The organism is Pseudomonas sp. 20P_3.2_Bac5 (genome assembly GCF_025466035.1).
Lineage (GTDB): Bacteria > Pseudomonadota > Gammaproteobacteria > Pseudomonadales > Pseudomonadaceae > Aquipseudomonas.
Genome location: NZ_JANLOA010000038.1, coordinates 1 through 19,359, shown reverse-complemented (window position 1 = coordinate 19,359; position 19,359 = coordinate 1). Strand labels below are relative to the sequence as shown.

The following is a 19,359-nucleotide window of genomic DNA, read 5'->3' as shown; positions in this document are numbered from 1 at the left end:
GTGTGAAAAGGCAGGCGCAGAAGGAGTGAAGAGGAGGCTGATTAAAGGAGGATTAATGAAAAAGCACCGCGACGACTCAGCATTGCGCCGAGCCGTCGCGATTGGGCTTATTCCAGCGCCGCAGCCGGCCCGAAGAACTCATACCGGCTCTGCCCTTCCGGCACGCCCGCAGCCTTCAACTGGCGCTTCACCGCTGCCATGAACGGCTTGGGCCCGAGGAAGTAGGCATCCACATCCCGCTCCAGCGGCAACCAGCCGGCCAGTTGCTCCTGGCTCAGGTAACCCAGGGCATCCCCCGGCAGGCTCACGCCGTCATCCTCGTCATAGCAATAGAAACGCTTGAGCTGCGGATGCCGCGCCGCCAGCGCATCAACGTGTTCACGGAAGGCATGCACCGCGCCGTTGCGGGCGCAATGGATGAAATGCACCAGCCGACCGCTGTCCAGCGCCGCATCCAGCATCGCCAGGGTCGGGGTGATGCCGACGCCGCCGCTGATCAGCACCAGCGGCTTGTCGCTGGCGGCCAGGACGAAATCGCCCGCCGGCGGGAACAGGTTGATGCTGTCACCCACTTTCAGTTGGTCATGCAGGTAGTTGGACACCTTGCCGCCCGCCTCGCGCTTGACGCTGATGCGGTACAGACGGCCGTCACCGAGGCTCGACAGAGAATAGTTGCGGCGCTGCTCCGCACCGTCGATGAACAGTTGCAGGCCGATGTATTGCCCCGGCTCGGCCACCAGCACCGGCTTGCCGTCGACCGGCGCGAAGTAGAAGGAGACGATCTCGGCGCTCTCCTCGACCCGCTCGACCAGCGTGAACGCCCGCGCACCGCGCCAGCCACCTTCGGCCGCTTCCTTCTGCTGATACATGCCTTCTTCGGCGCCGATCAGGATGTCCGCCAGTTGCTGGTACGCCGCGCCCCAGGCCGCCAGCACTTCGGGGGTGGCGATCTCGCTGCCCAGCACTTCCTCGATGGCGCGCAACAGGCAGCGACCGACGATCGGGTAGTGCTCAGGCAGGATCTGCAAGGCCACATGCTTGTTGATGATCTGGCCGACCAGCCCGCCCAACTGCTCCAGTTGGTCGATATGTCGCGCGTACATCAGCACGCCGTTGGCCAGGGCCCGTGGCTGGTCGCCGCTGGACTGGTGGGCCTGGTTGAACAGCGGACGTACTTCGGGGTACTCGCTGAGCATCATTTTGTAGAAGTGAGTGGTCAGAGCTTCGCCACCGCTTTCCAGCAGCGGCACTGTGGCTTTGACGATTGCACGGTCTTGGGCATTAAGCATGAAACGACTCCTGAGCCTTAGGCTTCTGGTTTAAACACTGCCCTTGTCATTTCAGAATTCGTGCCAACCTTAAAACCCAGCAAAATCAGGCACCTGAAAGCCAAAGAGTCAAAATGACACAAAGCCTGCTAGAGTCATTAAGACCAACAGGAGTCATTATGACCGCAAAATCCCTGCTCACCGCCCTGCTCCCCCTGGTCAGCGACCTGTCCCGCGAACTGCCGGAAGGCGAGCGCTATCGCCGCCTGCTGGAAGCCATGCGCGCCCTGCTGCCCTGCGATGCCGCCGCGCTGCTGCGCCTGGACGGCGAATGGCTAGTGCCGCTGGCGGTGGACGGATTGAGCGCCGATACCCTCGGGCGCCGCTTCCGGGTCAGCGAGCACCCGCGTTTCGCCGCCCTGCTCAGCCGCAGCGGGCCGACCCGCTTCGCCAGCGACAGCGAACTGCCCGACCCTTACGACGGGCTGGTCGAAGGCCTTCACCAGCAGCTTGAAGTCCACGATTGCATGGGCTGCCCGCTGTTCGTCGATGAACAGCCGTGGGGCCTGATCACCCTCGACGCGCTGTCGCCGGAAAGCTTCCAGCAGGTCGAGCTGGATTCCCTGCAAGCCTTCGCCAGCCTCGCCGCGGCCACCGTCAACGTGGCCCAGCGCATCGAACGCCTGGCCCTGCGCGCCGAGGACGAACACCAGCGCGCCGAGGTCTACCGCCAGGCCAGCGGCCAGCAGGACAAGGAACTGATCGGCCAGAGCAAGGCGCACAAGCGCCTGCTGGAAGAAATCCGCCTGGTAGGCGGCAGCGACCTGACCGTGCTGATCACCGGGGAAACCGGCGTCGGCAAAGAGCTGGTGGCCCAGGCCATCCACCAGGCCTCGCCGCGTGCCGACAAACCGCTGATCAGCCTCAACTGCGCCGCTTTGCCCGACACCCTGGTGGAAAGCGAGCTGTTCGGCCATGTCCGTGGCGCCTTCACCGGCGCGGTCGGCGAGCGCCGCGGCAAGTTCGAACTGGCCAACGGCGGCACGCTGTTCCTCGATGAAGTCGGCGAGTTGCCGCTGTTGGTCCAGGCCAAACTGCTGCGGGTGTTGCAAAGCGGCCAATTGCAGCGCCTGGGTTCGGACCAGGAGCACCGGGTGGACGTACGCCTGATCGCCGCAACCAACCGCGACCTCGCCGAGGAAGTGCGCGCCGGCCGCTACCGCGCCGACTTCTACCACCGCCTGAGCGTTTACCCGCTGCCCGTGCCGGCGCTGCGCGAGCGCGGTCGCGATGTGCTGCTGCTCAGCGGTTACTTCCTTGAGCAGAATCGCTCGCGCATGGGCCTCAACAGCCTGCGCCTGAGCCCCGAAGCCCAGGCCGCGCTGCTGGCCTACGACTGGCCGGGCAATGTCCGCGAACTGGAACACCTGATCGGCCGCTCGGCGCTCAAGGCCCTTGGCCAACACCGCGACCGCCCGCGCATTCTCAGCCTCGACGCCGCCGACCTCGACCTGCCAGGTGTCACCAACGCGCCGGCCGAGCCCGCACCGTTTCACGCCTCCCCTGACGCCGCCGTCAGCGGCGATCTGCGCCAGGCGCTGGACCTGTACCAGCGCCACCTGATAGAAGCGTGCCTGGAACGGCATCAACACAACTGGGCCAGCGCCGCACGCGAACTGGGCCTGGACCGTGCCAACCTCGCCCGCCTCGCCCGTCGCCTCGGTCTACGCGGATAGCGAGATGCGTTAAAGCCATGGCCGCTCGGGTCGATAACCCGGCACAAGCCTCTGAATCCCATTTTTCACGAAGGTCACTATGTTCTCGCAAAAAGCTCGCGCGGACTCGCTGTCGCTGCTGCTGTTCACCCTGCGCAGCGGCAAGCTGATGGCGATCAACCTGCTCAAGGTCAGCGAGATCATTCCCTGTCCGCCGCTGACCCGCCTGCCCGAAGCGCATCCCCACGTCAAAGGCGTGGCGACCCTGCGCGGCAACCCGCTGCCGGTGATCGACCTGTCCCGCGCCATCGGCGAGCGACCGCTGGCCGACCCCAACGGTGGCTGCCTGATCGTCACGGACATCAGCCGTTCCAAGCAGGGCCTGCATGTCCAGGCGGTGAGCCGCATCGTGCACTGCCTGAGCACCGACATCCGGCCGCCGCCCTATGCGTCCGGGGAAAAATCGTTCATTACCGGCGTGACCCGCATCGACGACGCGCTGGTGCAGGTGCTGGATATCGAGAAGGTCATCCACGGCATCACCCCGAGCCGCCACGACAACGCCCCGACACAGTTGAACAGCGAAGACGCGGCGGTGCTGGCGGCGACCAACATACTGGTGGTCGATGACAGCCAGGTTGCGCTGCAACAGTCGATCTACACCCTGCGCAGCCTCGGCCTGGAATGCCATACCGCGCGTAGCGCCAAGGATGCGATCGCGATGCTGCTGGAACTGCAAGGCACCGACCAGGAGATCAACGTGGTGGTGTCGGACATCGAGATGTCCGAGATGGACGGCTTCGCCTTCACCCGCACCCTGCGCGAGACGCCGGACTTCCAGCACCTCTATGTGCTGCTGCACACCTCGCTCGACAGCGCGATGAACAGCGAAAAGGCCAAGGCGGCCGGGGCCAACGCGGTACTGACCAAGTTCTCGTCGCCGGAACTGACCGACTGCCTGATCGTGGCGGCGCGAACGGTGGCGTTCACCGAGCGCTGATCACGGTTCTTCCCGAAACGCCAGAATCCTTGTGGTAGCTGGCTTGCCAGCGATGGCGTCCGACCAGACAACGCCGCTGTCATTGCCGGCCTCATCGCCGGCAAGCCAGCGCCCACAAAGGCCGGCAGCCTCGCCCTGTGGAATCATCGGCAGTCATGCATAATCCAGCCTTCATGCCCCAGCGGAGCCTTTTCCCGATGAAAGCGCAGACCCTCACCCTTCTCAGCGCCCTCCTGCTGGCCGGCACCGCGCAAGCCTCCAGCGACCAGGCCTGGGCCGAACACGACAAGCAACTGCTGCGCGCCTGCAGCCAGGCCAGCCAGCTCAAGGACGTCCGCGCCCTCGGCAAGAGCGCCGAATTCGACGACCGCACCGGCTACTCCGCCCTGCTCCTGCAAGGCCGCTTCCCGCAAAAACACATGAACAACCGCAAGGGCACCGAGCTGTGCCTCTATGACCGGCGCCACAAGACCGCCACCGTTACCGAATGGACCCCTGGCAAACCGTGAGCAACGCTGAAGCGAACACCCTGCATTTCAACTGCACCGGCTGCGGCAAGTGCTGCACCGGCCATCACGTCCCGCTGACCCTGAGCGAAGCCCGTCAGTGGGTCGATGACGGCGGCCAGGTCATCGTGCTGGTCGAGGCCTTCCTCGACAACGGCCTGGGCCTGCCGGTCGAGCAGCAGGAGCACGCCCGCCGTCGTTCCTGCGCGGTGCCCTGCGGCGCGACCGACGCTTTCGTCGCCATCACCTTCGCCGCCTTCAACCCCGGGCCATGCCGCAACCTCGACGCCGACCTGCGCTGCCTGATCTACGAACGCCGGCCGCTGGTCTGCCGCATCTATCCCATGGAGATCAATCCGCATATCCCGTTGCGCCCCGAGGCCAAGGACTGTCCGCCCGAAGCCTGGGAAAGCGGCGACGCGCTGATCCACCGCGAGCGCGTCGTCGACCCGCAACTGCTGGAACTGATCGAGCGTTCACGCCAGGCCGACCGCCAGGACATCCGCAGCAAGGCCCTGGTCTGCCAACGCCTGGGCATCGACACCAGTGCGCTGAAGGGCAACGGCTTCACGGCTTATCTTCCGGACACGACGGCACTGCGCCAGGCCATGATCGAGACGGCCAGCGATGCGGACGCGGCTCTCGCCGCCTGGACATTACATGTGGAGGATGGCGACCTTGCCGGAAAGCTGAGCTCGGCAGGGGCCAGGGTCACCGGCGTGAGCGCCGGGCACTACAGTTTCATCGGGTTCTGATCCAGCGTCTTATTGACGCCGGCACCAGAACTCTTCGGCCAGGCGGCGCAGGTCTTCGGCAAGACCGGCCACGTCACTGGCGGTGGAATGTCCACGCTGACCGGCAGTGACACTCTGCTCACTGGCCTGGCGGATGCTGATGATGTTGCGGTTGATGTCTTCGCTGACCAGGCTCTGCTGCTCCACCGCCGACGCGATCTGCATGCTCATCTCACTGATCTGGTTGACCCGCTGGCTGATGCCGTGCAGCGCCTGGGTCGCGTGCTGGGCCTGCTCGACGCTCTGCCCGGCGTGATCGCTGCTCTGCTGCATTGCCACCACCGCGTCACGGGCGCCGCTCTGCAGCACGCTGATCATCCGCTGGATTTCCCCGGTCGATTGCGCGGTGCGCTGGGCCAGGCCACGGACTTCATCGGCGACCACCGCAAACCCGCGACCATGATCGCCAGCCCGGGCCGCTTCGATCGCGGCGTTCAGCGCCAGCAGGTTGGTCTGCTCGGCGATGCTGTGGATAACTTCCAGCACGCCGGAGATTTCCTCGCTGTGGTTCTCCAGGGTGTGCACCACTTCAGTGGCTTCGGCCAGGGCGTTGGCCAGTTGCAGGATGGTGGTGCGGCTCTGGTCAACCAGGTTATGGCCCACCTGGGTTTCATCTTCGGCCTGGTCCGCCGCGCGGGAAGCCTGCTGCGCGCTGCTGGCCACTTCCGCCACCCGCGCCGCCATGCGGTTGATCGCATCCGCCACCTGGTCCGCGTCACCCTGCTGGCCGACCGTGGTGGTGTGGCTGTGTTGCAGATGGCTGGCGAGGTCGGCGGTGTGCCCGGCCAGGCGCTTGGAGGTGTCACCGATGCGCCCGACCACGGCGCCCATCTGCGCTTCGAGCATCTGCAGGGCGAACTCGATCTGCCCCACTTCATCGCGGCGGCCGGTGTACAACTGCTGGCTCAGCGGGTTGTCCGCCACTTCGTTGGCCCGGACGCGCAAGCGTTCCAGCGGACGCAGGGTCCGCGAGATCAGCACGGCGCCCAGCGCCACGAAGACCAGCCACTCCACCGCGCCCTGCATGGGAAACTCCGGCAGCAACAGCCGGCTGCCGCCCATGACCAGCGCCAGCACCCCGGCCAGGTTCAGCGCCAGGCGCTTGCCCAGGCCCAGCACCGGCAGACGATCACGCCAGGTCAGCGTGCCGTTGCGCAGTTTGGCGTAATGCCGCTCGGCGGCGGCTACCTGGGCGCGGGTCGGCTTGGTGCGCACCGATTGATATTCCACCGTTTCACCATGGCTGGTGATCGGCGAGACGAACGCGCTGACCCAGTAGTGATCGCCGTTCTTGCAGCGATTCTTCACCAGGCCCATCCACGAGCGGCCCTTTTTCAGGGTGGCCCACATGTGTTCGAACGCCGCAGAAGGCATGTCCGGGTGGCGGACGATATGATGCGCGCTCCCGATCAGTTCCTCCCGGGAGAACCCGCTGATCTTGATGAACTCGTCGTTGGCGTAAGTTATGGCACTGGTGAGATCAGTGGTGGAAAGGATGTTAGCGTCACCACGGTAATCCACATTGCGACCGGTCACAGGCAGATTGCTCTTCATCGAGAGGCGCTCGTCGTTCGGATGAGGGGGTTATAAAGCAGGGCGGAAATACTACGGGCGACCCCTTGCGCGGACGTTGATCCAGAGCAGCATTACGGCCCTTTGCCATCACCGCCTGTCCGCCGCGACCCGGCTAACTGACAGCCGTGACAGCTAGCCGTCACGCTGCCGACCCGGTCTGATCTATATAAACGTAATAGCCCTCTCTCCCACTTGTCCCGGCACCTTTGACGCATGCGAATTACCCGCCCCCGAACGCTGCTTGTCCTGCTTGCCATCGTCCTCCTGGCCGTCGCGGCCTGGTTCGTCAGCGAGCGCCCGCGCGCCGTCAAGGCCACCCAGCCCACGGCCATTCCGGTCAGCGTGATCGCGGTCAAGCGCGAGGACGTGCCGCGTTACCTGAGCGCCATCGGCACCGTGCAGTCGCTGCACAGCGTGGTGATTCGTCCGCAAGTGGAAGGCGTACTGACGCGCATCGCCGTGCAGGAAGGCCAGACCGTTCGCGAAGGCGACCTGCTGGCAACCCTCGATGACCGTGCCATTCGCGCCAGCCTCGACCAGGCCCGGGCCCAGCTCAAACAGAGCCAGGCGCAGTTGCAGGTGGCCCAGGTGGACCTCAAGCGCTACCGCCTGCTCAGCGAAGACAACGGCATCTCGCGGCAGACCCTCGACCAGCAACAGGCGCTGGTCAACCAGCTCGACGCCAGCATCCTCGGCAACCAGGCGAGCATCGCCGCCGCCGAAGTGCAGCTGTCCTATACCCGGGTGCTGTCGCCGGTCAGTGGCCGGGTCGGCATCCGCAATGTCGACGAAGGCAACCTGGTGCGCAGCAGCGACACCCAGGGCCTGTTCAGCGTGACCCGCATGGACCCGATCGCCGTGGAGTTCTCGGTCCCGCAACAGTGGCTGCCGACCTTGCAACAACTGGTCGCCAGCAGCGAACCCGCGCCGATCAAGGCGTACCTTGAAGGCGATGGCGACAGCAGCGGCACGCTGCTCGGCGAAGGCCGGCTGAGCCTGATCGACAACCAGATCGCCGCCGGCACCGGCACCCTGCGGGCCAAGGCCACGTTCAGCAATGCCGACGCCCGCCTCTGGCCCGGCCAACTGGTCAGCCTGCGGGTGCAGACCGGCGTCGAGCGCGACGCGCTGGTGGTGCCGCCGGGCGTGGTGCGTCAGGGCGTGGACCAGCATTTCGTCTACCGCATCAGCGGCGACAAGGCCGAGGCCGTGCCGGTCAAGGTGCTTTACCAGGACAGCCGGCTGAATGTCATCAGCGGCGTGGACGCCAATGACCGGCTCGTCGCCGACGGCCAGTCGCGGCTCAAGCCCGGCGCCACAGTGGAAGTCCTCGACACCGCGCCGGCCGCGGAGAACGTCGCCCGCAGCGATGCGAGCGTGCAGCCATGAACGCCGCCCTGCCCAATGGCCGCCGCGGCCTGTTCGGCTGGTGCATCGACCGTCCCATCGCGACCCTGTTGTTGACCTTCGCGTTGGTCCTGCTCGGCGTGGTGGCTTTCCCGCGCTTGCCGGTGGCGCCGTTGCCGGAAGCCGACTTCCCGACCATTCAGGTCAGCGCCCAGCTCCCCGGCGCCAGCCCGGAAACCATGGCCTCGTCGGTGGCGACGCCGCTGGAAGTGCAGTTCAGCGCCATCCCCGGCATGACCCAGATGACCTCCAGCAGCGCACTGGGCTCCACCAGCCTGATCCTGCAATTCACCCTCGACAAAAACATCGACACCGCCGCCCAGGAAGTCCAGGCGGCGATCAACACCGCCGCCGCCAAACTGCCTCAGGACATGCCCAGCCCGCCGACCTGGCGCAAGGTCAACCCGGCCGACAGCCCGGTGCTGATCCTCACCATGTCCTCGGAACACATGCCGGCCAACGAGCTGAGCGACTACGCCGAAACCCTGCTGGCCCGGCAACTGAGCCAGATCGACGGCGTCGGCCTGGTCAACATCACCGGCCAGCAGCGCCCGGCGATCCGCGTGCAGGCGCAGCCGGAGAAACTCGCGGCCCTCGGCCTGACCCTCGCCGACCTGCGCCTGGCCATCCAGCAGACCAGCCTGAACCTGGCCAAGGGCGCACTGTATGGCGCAGACAGCGTGTCGACGCTCGCCACCAATGACCAGTTGTTCCACCCCGAGCAGTACGCGCAACTGATCGTCTCTTACCGCGACGGCGCGCCGGTCCAGCTCAAGGACGTGGCGCGGGTCATCAACGGCTCGGAGAACGCCTACGTCAAGGCCTGGTCCGGCGACCAGCAGGGCCTGAACCTGGTGGTGTTCCGCCAGCCCGGAGCGAACATCGTCGACACCGTGGACCGGGTCAACGAAGCGCTGCCGCGACTGGAAGAAATGCTGCCCGGCACGGTGCAGGTCTCGGTCCTGCAAGACCGCACCCAGACCATCCGCGCCTCGCTGCATGAAGTGGAAATGACCCTCGGCATCGCCGTGCTGCTGGTGATCGCGGTGATGGCGCTGTTCCTCCGCCAATGGTCGGCGACCTTGATCGTCTCGGCGGTGCTGGTTGTCTCGCTGATCGCCAGTTTCGCGTTGATGTACCTGTTCGGCTTCAGCCTGAACAACCTGACCCTGGTGGCGATCGTCATTGCCGTGGGTTTCGTGGTGGACGACGCCATCGTCGTGGTGGAGAACATCCACCGTCATCTCGAAGCCGGCGACAGCCGCGTCGAAGCGGCGCTCAAGGGCGCGCGGGAAATCGGCTTCACCGTGGTGTCCATCAGCTTCTCGCTGGTGGCGGCGTTCATTCCGCTGCTGTTCATGGGCGGCGTGGTCGGCCGGCTGTTCAAGGAGTTCGCCCTGACCGCCACCAGCACCATCCTGATTTCCGTGCTGGTGTCGTTGACCCTGGCGCCCACCCTGTGCGCGCTGTTCATGAACGCCCCCACGCATGACACACCGCAGAAACCCGGCTTCGGCGAGCGCCTGCTGGCCGGTTACGAACGCTTGCTGGACAAGGCCCTGGCCCACCAGAAAACCATGCTCGGCATCTTCGGCCTCAGCCTGGCACTGGCGGTGGCGGGTTACATCGCCATCCCCAAAGGCTTTTTCCCGGTGCAGGACACCGGTTTCGTGCTCGGCACCAGCGAGGCCGCCGCTGACATCTCCTACCCGGACATGGTCGCCAAGCACCTGGCGCTGGCCAAAATCATCGAAGCCGACCCGGCGGTGCGCGCGTTCTCCCATTCCGTCGGCGTCACCGGCAGCAACCAGACCATCGCCAACGGCCGCTTCTGGATTTCCCTCAAGGACCCCGGCGACCGCGATGTCTCGGCCAGCGAATTCATCGACCGCCTGCGCCCGAAACTGGCCAAGGTGCCGGGGGTGGTGCTTTACCTGCGCGCCGGTCAGGACATCAACCTCAGTTCCGGCCCGAGCCGCAGCCAGTACCAGTACGTGCTCAAGAGCAACGACGGCCCGGCGCTGAACCTCTGGACCGAGCGCCTGACCGAGCGGCTGAAGGCCAACCCGGCGTTCCGCGACCTGTCCAACGACCTGCAATTGGGAGCCAGCGTCACCCGCATCGAGATCGACCGACAGGCCGCGGCACGCTTCGGCCTGACCACCACTGACATTGACCAGGCGCTCTACGACGCCTTCGGCCAGCGGCAGATCAGCGAGTTCCAGACCGAGACCAACCAGTACAAAGTCATCCTCGAACTGGACGCCCGCCAGCGTGGCCGCGCCGAAAGCCTGAACTCCTTCTACCTGCGCTCGCCGCTGAGCGGCGAAATGGTCCCGCTGGCCGCCGTGGCGCAAGTCGCCGCGCCGAGCACCGGGCCGCTGTCCATCAGTCATGACGGGCTGTTCCCGGCCGCCAACCTGTCGTTCAACCTGGCGCCCGGCGTCGCCCTCGGCGATGCGGTGGCGATCCTCGAACGGACCCAGCGCGAACTGGGCATGCCGGCGTCCATCAGCGGGTCGTTCCAGGGCGCGGCGCAGGCGTTCCAGAGTTCGCTGTCGAGCCAGCCCTGGCTGATCCTCGCCGCGCTGGTGGCGGTGTACATCATCCTCGGCGTGCTCTACGAGAGCTTCGTCCACCCGCTGACGATCATTTCCACCCTGCCCCCGGCCGGCCTCGGCGCCCTGGCGCTGCTGTGGCTGTGGGGCCAGGACTTCACCATCATGGGCCTGATCGGCGTGGTGCTGCTGATCGGCATCGTCAAGAAGAACGGCATCCTGCTGATCGACTTCGCCCTCGACGCCCAGCGCAACCAGGGCATGAGTCCCGAGGAAGCGATCCACACCGCCTGCCTGACGCGCTTCCGGCCCATCATGATGACCACCATCGCCGCCTTGCTCGGCGCCGTGCCGTTGATGCTCGGCGCCGGTGCCGGCGCCGAGTTGCGCCAGCCGCTGGGCATCGCCGTGGTCGGCGGGCTGCTGGTCAGCCAGGCCCTGACACTGTTCACCACCCCGGTCATATACTTGGCCCTGGAGCGCCTGTTCCACCGGCGCCAGCGCGCTGCCGAAGCGCCCCGGCCAATTGCCCATTGAGAGCCGACCATGCGCGTGCTGATTATCGAAGACGAAGAAAAAACCGCCGACTACCTGCACCGCGGCCTGACCGAGCAGGGCTTCACCGTGGACCTGGCGCGGGACGGCATCGAGGGCCTGCACCTGGCGCTGGAGGGTGACTACTCGGTGATCGTCCTCGACGTCATGCTTCCCGGCCTCGACGGCTATGGCGTGTTGCGTGCGCTGCGAGCGCGCAAGCAGACCCCGGTGATCATGCTGACCGCCCGCGAGCGCGTCGAAGACCGCATCCACGGCCTGCGCGAAGGCGCCGACGACTACCTCGGCAAGCCGTTCTCCTTCCTCGAACTGGTGGCGCGCCTGCAAGCCCTGACCCGGCGCAGCGGCGGCCACGAACCGGTGCAGATCCAGGTCGCCGACCTCTGGGTCGACCTGATCAGCCGCAAGGCCAGCCGCGCCGGCCAACGCCTCGACCTGACCGCCAAGGAATTCTCGCTGCTCAGCGTGCTCGCCCGGCGCCAGGGCGAAATCCTGTCGAAGACGGCGATTGCCGAGCTGGTCTGGGACATCAATTTCGACAGCGACGCCAACGTCGTCGAAGTGGCAATCAAGCGCCTGCGCGCCAAACTCGACGGGCCGTTCGATACCAAACTGCTGCACACCATCCGAGGCATGGGCTATGTCCTGGAAAACCGCGCGAACTAATTCCCTGGCGCTGCGCCTGAGCGCACTGTTCACACTGGTGGCGCTGCTGGTGTTCCTGCTGATCGGCTGGGCGCTGTACAAACAGGTGGACCGCAGCCTCGACCTGCTGCCCTCGGCCGAGCTGGAGGCGCGCTTCAGCGTGCTGGAGTCGAGCCTGATGCGCTTCGGCAACCCGGACCACTGGAGCAAGATGGTCCGCAAGCTCGACCAGCTCAGCGAGGAAGACCGGCGCATCCGCTTCTGGGCGGTCAGCAGCGACAGCCACTACGAATACGGCAACCCCGACGCGGTCATCCGCCGCGTCGCCGAAGGCAAACCGGGGATGCGCGACCTGTACCTGGCCGACAATCCCTTCCCGTACAAAGTGATGCTCAGCGAGCTGCCGGCGCTGGAGCAGCGCCCGCCGCTGCGCTTTCTCATCGGCATCGACACCGAGACGTTCTGGCACACCCAGCACACCCTGCTGATCGCCTTGGTCAGCCTGGCCGTGGTGGGTGTCCTGCTGGCCTCGGTGCTGGGTTACTGGGTGGCGCGGATCGGCCTGCGACCGCTGCGCGAATTGTCCGCCGAAGCCCAGCAACTGGCGCCGCCACGCCTTAGCGGTCGGCTGCGGGTTTCGGCGTTGCCGCCGGAGCTGGAGCAGTTCGCCCAGACCTTCAACGCCGCTCTGGAGCGGGTCGACCAGGCCTACTCGCGGCTGGAGGCCTTCAACGCCGACGTCGCCCACGAACTGCGCTCGCCGTTGACCAACCTGATCGGCCAGACCCAGGTCGCCCTGACCCGCGGACGCAGCGCCGAACACTACTTCGAAGTGCTGCAATCGAACCTCGAAGAACTGGAGCGGCTGCGCAGCATCATCAACGACATGCTGTTTCTCGCCAGCGCCGACCAAGGCAGCAAGGCCACCGGGCTGATCAGCACCTCGCTGGCCGAGGAAGTGGCGACCACCCTCGACTACCTCGACTACATCCTCGAAGACGCCCAGGTCCGGGTCGACGTGAACGGCGACGCCCAGGCCCGCATCGAAAAGGCCCACCTGCGCCGCGCGCTGATCAACCTGCTGAACAACGCGGTGCAGCACACCCAGCCGGGCCAGGTGATCCATGTGGTTATCCACAGCGAAGACGGCCAGGTACGCATCGCTGTCAGCAACCCCGGCCCGGCGATTGCCGACGAGCACCTGCCACGCTTGTTCGAACGCTTCTACCGGGTCGATGCCGCCCGCAGCAACAGCGGCAGCGGCAACCACGGCCTGGGCCTGGCCATCGTCAAGGCCATCGCCGTCATGCACGGCGGCAGCGTCTTTGTCCGCAGCCAGGCGGGCGCCAACACCTTCGGCATTCTTCTCCCGGCCTGAGCTGACACGCTCTGGGCCGCGGCCTTTCAGGACTGTTACTTTTTGCGCAACAGTCCATCTCTGAAATACGGCTTTTTCGTTCGCTTCCTAACGATTAATTTAGCCGCACCAAATAGAGACTTGCTCTGCAAGAAGGTTGTTTGAAATGTCCAACAGCATGGGTATTGCCAGCGTTTTCGTCCTGTCTTCCGTGTTGCTTTCCCCTCTGGCCATGGCTGAAGAATCCCAGGCCTTCGTCGCCCAGACCGCACGCCACCAGGCGACCCTGGAGCAGGCCCGCGAAGCGTTCGCCAAGCAACAGAACGACGCCGCGAAAGGCTCGGAACAGACCGCATCAAAGGTTGATTCGAGTGCCAGCAAAGATAGCTGAGTCGCTGCTCGACGCTCCTGTTTCTCCCTCGACGTTCGCGCAGGCAGCGCATCTGCCCGCGCGCCTGTCGTTTAAAGCCGCTGCTTGTCAGCGGCTTTTTTTCGCCTGGTGAAAAGTACCGGAATACGGCCCGTTTCCAACAAGAAAAATACCGCTTCGCAGAATAAAAACTGCCGCCATCAGCACCTCAAGGAGTTCATCAAGGTGACCATTACCACGCGTTTGACCCCACTATTCGTTGCGTTGGCTGCAACGATGCCGTTCCACGCCCAGGCTGACGACGACAAGCCCGAAGGCTTCGTCGAAGGCGCCAGCCTCGATGTCCTCGCCCGCAACTACTACATGAGCCGCAACCAACTGCTGCCCGGTGTGCGCGACAACCGCGAATGGGGCCAGGGCTTCATTGGCAAGTTCGAATCCGGCTTCACCCAGGGCACCGTCGGCTTCGGCCTCGACGCCTACGCCATGCTCGGCCTGAAACTCGACGGCGGTGGCGGCACTGCCGGGTCGAGCATCCTGCCGATCAACAGCCCGAGCAAAGACGGCTACGACTACGGCAAGGCGCCGGACGACTTCTCCAGCGCCGGCGCCTCGGTGAAAGTGCGGGCGTTCGACACCGTGCTGCGCGCCGGCGACCTGTTCCTCACCAACCCGGTGATCGCCGGCGGTGAAACCCGCATGCTGCCGCAGACGTTCCGCGGCGTCAGCCTGACCAACACCAGCATCGACAACCTGATGCTCGAAGGCGGCCAGGCCAGCTTCACCAAGCCGTACAACCAGAGCGGCCACCGCCGCATCGACACCTTCTACGGCTCGCTGCCGGACCACCGCGACAGCCGCCACCTGAACTGGGCCGGCGCGGTCTGGACCCCGGTCAACGGCCTGAGCACCAGCGTCTACGCCGCCGAACTGAAGGACATCTGGAACCAGTACTACGTCAACCTCGACTACACCTGGCAGCTCAACGAGCTGGTCAGCCTCAATCCGGGTGTGAACTACTACCACACCCAGGACACCGGCAATGCCTTGCTGGGTGATATCGACAACAACACCTACAGCCTGCATTTCACGGTGAACGTCGGCTACCACGCGGTGACCGCGGTGTACCAGCGGGTCAACGGCAACACGCCGTTCGACTACATCAACCAGGGCGACAGCGTGTACCTCGACAACTCGCAGATCTACTCGGACTTCAACGGCCCCAACGAACGCTCGTGGAAGCTCAAGTACGCCTACGACTTCGCCGGCGTCGGCGTTCCCGGCCTGACCACCGCCGTGTCTTACTCCAAGGGCGAGCTGGACCTGAGCAAAGCCGATGCCGACAGCAGCGGCTATGGCCGCTGGTACAGCGAAGACGGCAAGAATGCCCAGCACTGGGAACGCGATGTCGACCTGGCCTACGCCTTCCAGGAAGGCCAGCTCAAAGACCTCAGCGTGCGCCTGCGCTGGGCCAGCCATCGCGGCAGCCAGGGTTACTCGCATGTGGATAACGACATCGACGAGTACCGGGTGATCGTCGACTATCCGGTGAATATCTTCTGACCTGATGGCTGACGTTGGGTCTGTGTCGCGACCATCGCGAGCAAGGGGTTCACTGCCTCTCTGTAGGAGCGAGCTTGCTCGCGATGGCCGCAACGCAGGTCCAAAGACTCACCCCCTACCGCACATCTGCCTTGCGCACTAAATTCTTGTCCTACAATTCGCCCCCACCTAGAATACCCGCCGCCGCGCAGCCCCCCTGTGCGCGGTTGTGATCGATTTCCATCGCCAGAACCCGTCCTCGGAACAGTCCAGACTGCTTCCGACGCCAGGTTCTACCCGTTTCCCGGCCCAACCTGACGGTCAGAACACCTTCGCGACCATGAACGCGCACACCACGCCCCCGCGTGCCGGCCTGTACCGGACGCATCCGGAGTTGATCCTGAACCTGGGCAGTTGTCTGGCCGTGCTGGCTATCGTCGCCATCGTGACCTTCCTGTTGCTGCGCGAGCGGATGAATGTCGAGCAGACCGCCACTCGCTCGGCGCGCAATATCGTCAAGTTGATGGAGACCGACATCATTCGTAATGTCGAGCTCTACGACCTGTCCCTGCAAAGCCTGATCTGGGCCGTGCAACACCCGGAACTGCTCGGCATTCCGCCAGACATGCGTCAGCAGGTGCTGTTCAACCAGGCTTTCAGCAGCCCGGTGCGCGGCGACATCCTCTGGCTCGACCGCGACGGTAACGTAGCCGCCGACTCCACCAGCAGCACACCGCGCAGCGCCAACTTCGCCGACACGCCGATCTTCCAGGAACACCAGCGCAACCCCGATCTGGGCATGGTTATCAGCCCGCCGTTCAAGGCGCGCCTCGGTGATCTGGACTGGTGCATCAGTTTCAGCCGGCGCATCGAGGATGCAGATGGCGATTTCGCCGGCGTCGCCGGCGGTGCCCTGCGCCTGTCGCACTTCAATGATGTGTTCCTGCGCCTGGACGTCGGCTACGACAGCAGCATCAACCTGATGAACACCGACGGCCTGTTGCTGGCGCGCCACGCCACCGGGCCGAGCGCCAGTTCCAGCGACCCGATCGGCAGTAATTTCGCCAACCGACCGAACTTCCAGCGCCTGCTGGCCGAGGGCAGCGGCAGCTTCAGCGCGCCGTCCGGGCATGACGGCCGGCCGCGCCTGTATACCTTCGCCCGGGTTGCCGAGTTGCCACTGGTGCTGGTTGTCACGCAATCGCTGGATGAGGTCTACAGCGCCTGGAAACGCACCGCGATACTGGTCAGCGCCGCCACCGGGGTGCTGTGCATCGGCATTCTGTGGCTGAGCCTGATGCTCGGCCGCGAATTGCGCCGCCGGCACAGCGCTGAACGCAACCTGTCCGAACTCGCGGCCACCGACAGCCTGACCGGCCTGCCCAACCGCCGCCAACTCGACCAGGTGCTACGCCGCGAATGGGCCCGGGCGCAGCGTAACCAGCGGCCGATCGCGGTGCTGATGATCGACGTCGATCACTTCCGCGGCTTCAACGAACGCCACGGCCATCACGGCGGCGACGAAGCGCTGCGGCGCGTGGCCCACGCCATCGGTTGCAGCCTGCTGCGTCCCACCGACCTGGCAGCGCGCTACGGCGGCGAAGAGTTCGTCGCGGTGCTACCGGACACCGACCTGCACGGCGCGATGATTCTCGCCGAGCGCATCCGCCTCAGCGTGCAGGCCCTGGCGCCTTATGGCGGTGACGAGAAACCGGTGAGCATCAGCGTCGGCGTGGGCGTCCACGTTCCCGGCAGCGCGCTGAGCCTGGGCGAGTTGATGGCCGGCGCCGACCAGGCGCTGTACCGGGCCAAGCGCAACGGCCGCAACCGCGTCGAAGCGCCGAAGCTGGCCAGCGCCTGACACAAAAATGCCCCACCGGCCAATGGCCGACGGGGCATGGAGAGCGCGCGGGTGTCGCGACTCAGGAGCGGGCGCGAGCGCTGTTGCGCAGCACTTTTACCTGGTCATGGTTACGCTGCACGCCGTGGTATTGACGCTCGACCAAGGAGTAGGCAGCCGACGCCGGAGCGATCTTGGCGAGTTTTTCCAGCGCTTCCTTGTAGGCCTTGAGCGCATGGTCTTCACCACGTTCAACTTCGTTCAGCACCGCCTCCTCGTCCTTGCCGGTGACCATGGATTTCAGGTTCACCCAGCCACGGTGCATGTCACCGCTGAGGCTGGTGGAGGTTTCCGGGTCACCGCCCAGGCTGCGCACATGTTGCTGCAGTTCGGCGGCGGCATCGGCGCAGCCGGTGCCACGTTGCACGAAGAATGCCTTCAGCTCGGGGTTCTTGACGTCTTCGGCACTGGTTTTGAAGCCTTTCTCGCCATCCTTGCTGAATTCGATCAGGTCATTGAGGACAGAAATGACTTCTTTATTGGTATCGGTCATGACACGGCTCCTTTTGCATGAGGGATGTTCCCCATGGATAACGCAGCCTTCGTGCCAGACCTGACGATCTGCAAATTTCCTTTGTTATCAATCGTTTGAGCGAATAGCAAAAAACTGTACCCGCGCTTTCTGCATGAACTGTCCTTTGGCCTTCATGCAGATTGCCTGTATCGTCCGGCCATTCATCAGTCTTTGCCGTGCGCCATGAATCCCGAAACCCTCGAACTGCTGATCACCCGCGAAATGCCCTATGGCAAGTACAAGGGCCGGCTGATCGCCGACCTGCCCGGCCCCTACCTGAACTGGTTCGCCCGCCAGGGTTTTCCCCACGGCGAACTCGGCGGCCTGCTGGCGCTGATGCACGAGGTCGACCACAACGGCCTGTCCGACCTGCTCGAACCCCTGCGTAAAAAGCACCCCCGCCCCCGCCCCTGAACAGCGAGAACGCGCATGCACGACCTGCCTTCATCCACGCCCTCCCTTCTGGCCCGTGATGAGGGCTACTGGCAACGCATCGCCGCGAAATACGACGTCGAGCCCGGCCCCGTGAACCTGGAATACGGTTACTTCGGGCGCATGACCCGCACCGTCGCGCAGACCTATCAACAGCACATCGACGCCATCAACCGCTGCAACTCGCTGCCGGTGCGCCAGCACTTCGAGCAGATCGGCAGCGTGCAGATCCGCAACGCCGTCGCCGAACTGCTCGGCGTACCGGACCAGACCGTCGCCATCGCCCAGAGCGCCTCTGCCGCGCTGCAATCGCTGATCCGCAACTACAACCGCCTGCAGCCTGGCGACCAATTGCTGGTCAGCGACCAGGAATACGACAGCGTGCAGAACGCCATGCGCTGGCTGGCTCGCCAGCGCGGCCTGGAACTGATCGAGATCCGCCACCCGCATCCGGCCACGTTCGAGAACCTCGTGCAGAGCTACCGCGACGCCTTCGAACGGCATCCGCGCATTCGCCTGATGCCGCTGACCTACGTCACCCACCGCACCGGGCTGGTGATGCCGGTCCAGGCCATCGCGGCCTGCGCCCGCGAATTCGGCGTCGAGGTAATCCTCGACGGCGCCCACGCCCTGGGCCAGATCGACTTCGACCTGGAGCAACTGGGTATCGAACTGGCGGGCTTCAATTTGCAGAAATGGATCGGCGCGCCGCTGAGCCTCGGCGTGGTCTACATCGCCCCCGACAAGATCGACGCCATCGACCCGGACATGGGCGAGCTGCGTTATCCACAGGCCGACATCCGCTCACGGGCGCCGTACGGCACGCCGAACATCCCCGCCTGGCTGACCCTGCCGACGGTGTTCGACGAACACCGGGCGGCCGGCGGCGCCGCGGTGAAAGGCGCGCGGCTGAATTACCTGCGGGATCTCTGGGTGGCGCCGGCGCGGGAGATGGCCGGCATTGAAGTGATGACCCCGGATGACCCGCGGTTGTATTGCGGCATCACCTCGTTCCGCTTCACCCGGCACAGCGATCAGGCCGTCATGGCGGAGCGACTGCTGAAGGAATTCAACCTGTTCACCGTGGCCCGCGACGGCTCGGCGTGCGGGCCGTGCATTCGGGTGACGCCGGGGTTCAGCACGACGCCGGCGGAGGTTGGGTTGTTGGTGAACGCCCTGGAACAACTGGCCTGAAACCCTTCCCCCGTGGGGGGGGGGGGG

At 65.2% G+C, this 19,359-nt stretch carries 15 protein-coding genes and 2 pseudogenes; 13 read left to right on the top strand and 4 right to left on the bottom strand.

Translation table 11 applies throughout. The features are described from left to right. Positions 1 to 107 precede the first annotated feature (107 nt). Positions 108 to 1,289 (bottom strand): NO-inducible flavohemoprotein, encoded by a 1,182-nt coding sequence (hmpA, locus tag NTD88_RS06175; protein WP_095158550.1) that lies wholly within the window; start codon positions 1,287 to 1,289, stop codon positions 108 to 110. A 158-nt stretch (positions 1,290 to 1,447) separates the two neighbouring features. Here hmpA and norR point away from each other — a divergent pair, with 158 nt between their 5' ends. The 4 genes from norR to NTD88_RS06155 all read left to right on the top strand — a co-directional run bounded on the left by norR (position 1,448) and on the right by NTD88_RS06155 (position 5,244). Then, positions 1,448 to 3,004 (top strand): nitric oxide reductase transcriptional regulator NorR, encoded by a 1,557-nt coding sequence (gene norR, locus NTD88_RS06170; RefSeq protein WP_262154866.1) that lies wholly within the window; start codon positions 1,448 to 1,450, stop codon positions 3,002 to 3,004. Between the two features lie 79 nt (positions 3,005 to 3,083). Further along, a complete protein-coding gene (locus tag NTD88_RS06165; protein WP_262130861.1) occupies positions 3,084 to 3,983 on the top strand; it encodes a chemotaxis protein in 900 nt (299 codons plus the stop codon). Between the two features lie 197 nt (positions 3,984 to 4,180). Continuing rightward, the gene (locus NTD88_RS06160; RefSeq protein ID WP_262130862.1) at positions 4,181 to 4,492 is read left to right on the top strand and encodes a hypothetical protein; all 312 of its coding nucleotides are present in this window, start codon (positions 4,181 to 4,183) and stop codon (positions 4,490 to 4,492) included. After that, on the top strand, positions 4,471 to 5,244 hold the full coding sequence (locus NTD88_RS06155; protein WP_095158554.1) for a YkgJ family cysteine cluster protein: 774 nt from the start codon (positions 4,471 to 4,473) through the stop codon (positions 5,242 to 5,244). Before NTD88_RS06160 ends, NTD88_RS06155 begins: the two co-directional genes overlap by 22 nt. 9 nt (positions 5,245 to 5,253) lie before the next feature. On the opposite strand, the pseudogene NTD88_RS29120 reads toward NTD88_RS06155, so the two are convergent. Together NTD88_RS29120 and NTD88_RS29115 are read right to left on the bottom strand one after the other, a co-directional pair. After that, a pseudogene (locus NTD88_RS29120) lies at positions 5,254 to 6,249 on the bottom strand (methyl-accepting chemotaxis protein); the annotation flags it as partial. Between the two features lie 306 nt (positions 6,250 to 6,555). Next, positions 6,556 to 6,837 (bottom strand): annotated as a pseudogene (locus NTD88_RS29115) (PAS domain-containing protein); the annotation flags it as partial. 234 nt (positions 6,838 to 7,071) lie between these two features. On the opposite strand from NTD88_RS29115, the gene NTD88_RS06145 reads away from it, so the two are divergent. The 7 genes from NTD88_RS06145 to NTD88_RS06115 all read left to right on the top strand — a co-directional run bounded on the left by NTD88_RS06145 (position 7,072) and on the right by NTD88_RS06115 (position 17,153). Next, positions 7,072 to 8,247, top strand: a complete 1,176-nt coding sequence (locus tag NTD88_RS06145) for an efflux RND transporter periplasmic adaptor subunit (RefSeq protein WP_262154868.1) — start codon at positions 7,072 to 7,074, stop codon at positions 8,245 to 8,247. Beyond that, a complete protein-coding gene (locus NTD88_RS06140) occupies positions 8,244 to 11,360 on the top strand; it encodes a multidrug efflux RND transporter permease subunit (protein ID WP_262154869.1) in 3,117 nt (1,038 codons plus the stop codon). Before NTD88_RS06145 ends, NTD88_RS06140 begins: the two co-directional genes overlap by 4 nt. A gap of 9 nt (positions 11,361 to 11,369) precedes the next feature. After that, the gene (locus NTD88_RS06135; RefSeq protein ID WP_262154870.1) at positions 11,370 to 12,044 is read left to right on the top strand and encodes a heavy metal response regulator transcription factor; all 675 of its coding nucleotides are present in this window, start codon (positions 11,370 to 11,372) and stop codon (positions 12,042 to 12,044) included. Continuing rightward, positions 12,019 to 13,401: a heavy metal sensor histidine kinase gene (locus tag NTD88_RS06130; RefSeq protein WP_262154871.1), complete on the top strand. Its 1,383-nt coding sequence runs from the start codon at positions 12,019 to 12,021 to the stop codon at positions 13,399 to 13,401. The genes NTD88_RS06135 and NTD88_RS06130 overlap by 26 nt, the downstream gene beginning before the upstream one ends. Positions 13,402 to 13,546: 145 nt before the next feature. Beyond that, on the top strand, positions 13,547 to 13,771 hold the full coding sequence (locus NTD88_RS06125; RefSeq protein WP_262130868.1) for a hypothetical protein: 225 nt from the start codon (positions 13,547 to 13,549) through the stop codon (positions 13,769 to 13,771). A gap of 255 nt (positions 13,772 to 14,026) precedes the next feature. Continuing rightward, positions 14,027 to 15,313: an OprD family porin gene (locus tag NTD88_RS06120; RefSeq protein ID WP_262154875.1), complete on the top strand. Its 1,287-nt coding sequence runs from the start codon at positions 14,027 to 14,029 to the stop codon at positions 15,311 to 15,313. Positions 15,314 to 15,632: 319 nt separating this feature from the next. After that, positions 15,633 to 17,153, top strand: a complete 1,521-nt coding sequence (locus tag NTD88_RS06115) for a sensor domain-containing diguanylate cyclase (protein WP_262154872.1) — start codon at positions 15,633 to 15,635, stop codon at positions 17,151 to 17,153. Positions 17,154 to 17,214: 61 nt separating this feature from the next. Here NTD88_RS06115 and NTD88_RS06110 read toward each other — a convergent pair whose 3' ends face one another. After that, complete coding sequence (locus NTD88_RS06110) at positions 17,215 to 17,685, bottom strand: PA2169 family four-helix-bundle protein (protein ID WP_095158562.1); 471 nt, start codon at positions 17,683 to 17,685, stop codon at positions 17,215 to 17,217. A gap of 204 nt (positions 17,686 to 17,889) precedes the next feature. Between NTD88_RS06110 and NTD88_RS06105 the strand changes: the two genes are divergently transcribed. Both NTD88_RS06105 and NTD88_RS06100 read left to right on the top strand, forming a co-directional pair. Next, positions 17,890 to 18,120, top strand: a complete 231-nt coding sequence (locus tag NTD88_RS06105) for a DUF3820 family protein (RefSeq protein ID WP_262154873.1) — start codon at positions 17,890 to 17,892, stop codon at positions 18,118 to 18,120. A 24-nt stretch (positions 18,121 to 18,144) separates the two neighbouring features. Continuing rightward, complete coding sequence (locus NTD88_RS06100; RefSeq protein WP_410017259.1) at positions 18,145 to 19,332, top strand: aminotransferase class V-fold PLP-dependent enzyme; 1,188 nt, start codon at positions 18,145 to 18,147, stop codon at positions 19,330 to 19,332. Positions 19,333 to 19,359 lie beyond the last annotated feature (27 nt).

Coding starts and splice junctions, on each gene's coding strand:
- hmpA (WP_095158550.1), bottom strand. CDS start 1,289: ATGCTTAATGCCCAAGACCGTGCAATCGTCAAAGCCACAGTGCCGCTG.
- norR (WP_262154866.1), top strand. CDS start 1,448: ATGACCGCAAAATCCCTGCTCACCGCCCTGCTCCCCCTGGTCAGCGAC.
- NTD88_RS06165 (WP_262130861.1), top strand. CDS start 3,084: ATGTTCTCGCAAAAAGCTCGCGCGGACTCGCTGTCGCTGCTGCTGTTC.
- NTD88_RS06160 (WP_262130862.1), top strand. CDS start 4,181: ATGAAAGCGCAGACCCTCACCCTTCTCAGCGCCCTCCTGCTGGCCGGC.
- NTD88_RS06155 (WP_095158554.1), top strand. CDS start 4,471: ATGGACCCCTGGCAAACCGTGAGCAACGCTGAAGCGAACACCCTGCAT.
- NTD88_RS06145 (WP_262154868.1), top strand. CDS start 7,072: ATGCGAATTACCCGCCCCCGAACGCTGCTTGTCCTGCTTGCCATCGTC.
- NTD88_RS06140 (WP_262154869.1), top strand. CDS start 8,244: ATGAACGCCGCCCTGCCCAATGGCCGCCGCGGCCTGTTCGGCTGGTGC.
- NTD88_RS06135 (WP_262154870.1), top strand. CDS start 11,370: ATGCGCGTGCTGATTATCGAAGACGAAGAAAAAACCGCCGACTACCTG.
- NTD88_RS06130 (WP_262154871.1), top strand. CDS start 12,019: ATGTCCTGGAAAACCGCGCGAACTAATTCCCTGGCGCTGCGCCTGAGC.
- NTD88_RS06125 (WP_262130868.1), top strand. CDS start 13,547: ATGTCCAACAGCATGGGTATTGCCAGCGTTTTCGTCCTGTCTTCCGTG.
- NTD88_RS06120 (WP_262154875.1), top strand. CDS start 14,027: ATGCCGTTCCACGCCCAGGCTGACGACGACAAGCCCGAAGGCTTCGTC.
- NTD88_RS06115 (WP_262154872.1), top strand. CDS start 15,633: ATGAACGCGCACACCACGCCCCCGCGTGCCGGCCTGTACCGGACGCAT.
- NTD88_RS06110 (WP_095158562.1), bottom strand. CDS start 17,685: ATGACCGATACCAATAAAGAAGTCATTTCTGTCCTCAATGACCTGATC.
- NTD88_RS06105 (WP_262154873.1), top strand. CDS start 17,890: ATGAATCCCGAAACCCTCGAACTGCTGATCACCCGCGAAATGCCCTAT.